Raw genomic sequence first — 2,038 nt, forward strand, 5'->3', positions numbered from 1 at the left:
TATAGTTGTTTTAAATAACTTGTAGACGGGCTTCGACTTCGCTCAGCCCTCGGTGTAAGCTAGCTGAGCGAAGTCGAAGCTGTAGTTTTTATTTGAATTATCTATAATACCAATTCCCAAAATGGCAGCGCCATTTTGGGAATCTCAAAACCCTACTGGGTTTGTTTTTCAATTCACGAAAGTGTGACAACACTTTTGTGAGTTGGTATAACTGGCGCAATTACATAAAACCGCAAAACTTGGAGCACACGCTGAGCGTGTGCTCCAAGTTTTTGGATTCTAGCTACTTAGTCCTTAATACTCAAATACCCAAATTGCCCAACCTTTGGGAATAACTGTAATTAAGTAATCGGCAGAAAGACGGCTAGTCAATTTCTCTACTTCTGACCAATTATTGCTAGCGCGAAATAGGCTGTAGATACCACCGTTATAAGCGATCGCGGGGACGGGCTTATCGAAGTCTTCAATCTTAATATGTTGGTATTTAATTTCCGCAGGCACGATTACCAAGTTTGATTTTTTCCCCCCTAATCGAAATAGCTCACTTTCATCTAAAGTGTCGATTTGTTTTTTTTCAGCATTCATAATATTTTCCTACTCTAACTTCAGTTTATCCCATATAGCAATCCTAAAGGGTTTGTGGAAGCGCACCCCGAAAAGGGGGCGCTTCCACAAACCCAAAAATCTACAAATGATTTAGGACTGCTATAGCCGCAGCCATGGATGCTCTATTAGCGACCCATTAATTATTCTAGGTAGGCGAGGTGCAAAACGCCGCTCTTACTTACAGCGCTTTGCGCTCAAATCCAAACCAAGAAAATTCTTGCAAGTGTTACTTCGCAACACTTGCAAGAATTTTCTTGTGGTTTTTTTGATCGAAAATTGCTGTAGGAATAGCCTTAGTTTGAAATAAATTCCTGTAACTCAGACATGGCTTTTTGCACATCGATCGCAATTTGTAAGGTCGTATTAAAAATCTGTCCATATTCCTTAGCCCGTTCGTTGATCGAGATCGCGGTGAAAGCATTCAAATCAATGTCAAAGCGATCGGGATGAAATTCAGGATGTTCTCGTAAAATCCGCTCGGTTTTGAGCGCTCTCACAATATCATTACGAGCCATCCGTAAAGCGGCGATCGCCAATTCTCTAGACTCTAATTTAATGGGATTACCCGCATCTTGCAGGCGATCGAAGACATCAATATGTCGAATTGTTTGATTACACTTTTCAACTTCCTTAAATAGGCGTAAAACTGTTAGAGGCACTCCCTTCTGTCGCTGACGATTTTTATTTTCTTGCCATTGTTGCACAATCCATCGCATCAGTAATAAAGCCAAGATTCCACTGATAATAGCTAAGCCAAGGCATAACAACACTACACCCAAGGGTGCTCCAGTCAAAACATAAAGGGAATAGATTGCTGCACCAAAACCAACCAAAGAAAATAGCATCGTCACTTCCGCAAACTCGATCGCTAGACTCAACATCCCCAAGACTAAGCTGATCAGCAAAATAATTCCCGCAATCCGTAACGGGGGTAAAAAAACGCTTGTAAAGGAAATGAAGTTAATTACCATAATTGCCAAAGCGATCGTGCGTTGGATCTGCACCTGCTTTGGCGTTAACTTGGGTTGCTGTAAAATTTGCTGGCAAGGAAAGCCTGTCAATTCCAACAATTCTGCTTCTGAAATTAATAACCTTTCTAGATCGGCTCTCATATTTTTTGCCACCGTCTTAGTTGTTACTGACTTATTCCAAATCACAAAATGGCGTAGCCATTTTGTGATTTTAAAACCCTTGCTGGGTTTGGTTTTCAATTCCCAAAAGTGTAGCCACACTTTTGGGAATTGGTATTATTAGGGCTTTTTTACAGCATCGTTACAGCATTATCACAGCAAATTATCATTAAAGTTATCATCAGATTATCATCAGATTTTTTTAATGATAATTTGCTATTACTAGTCATGTTAAGACAAAATCAAACCCTAAGAGAGATGAGCGATGCTTTGCATCGCTCATCTCTCTTAGGGTTTATGCC

At 40.3% G+C, this 2,038-nt stretch carries 2 protein-coding genes; both read right to left on the reverse strand.

Annotated elements, in window-relative coordinates:
- Positions 1-294: 294 nt before the first annotated feature.
- The gene (locus tag AC805_RS16645) at positions 295-585 is read right to left on the reverse strand and encodes a hypothetical protein (protein WP_055076448.1); all 291 of its coding nucleotides are present in this window, start codon (positions 583-585) and stop codon (positions 295-297) included.
- 314 nt (positions 586-899) lie between these two features.
- A complete protein-coding gene (locus AC805_RS16650; RefSeq protein ID WP_156341438.1) occupies positions 900-1,718 on the reverse strand; it encodes a hypothetical protein in 819 nt (272 codons plus the stop codon).
- Between the last annotated feature and the right edge of the window lie 320 nt (positions 1,719-2,038).

The organism is Pseudanabaena sp. 'Roaring Creek', from assembly GCF_001402795.1.
Classification (GTDB): Bacteria; Cyanobacteriota; Cyanobacteriia; order Pseudanabaenales; family Pseudanabaenaceae; genus Pseudanabaena.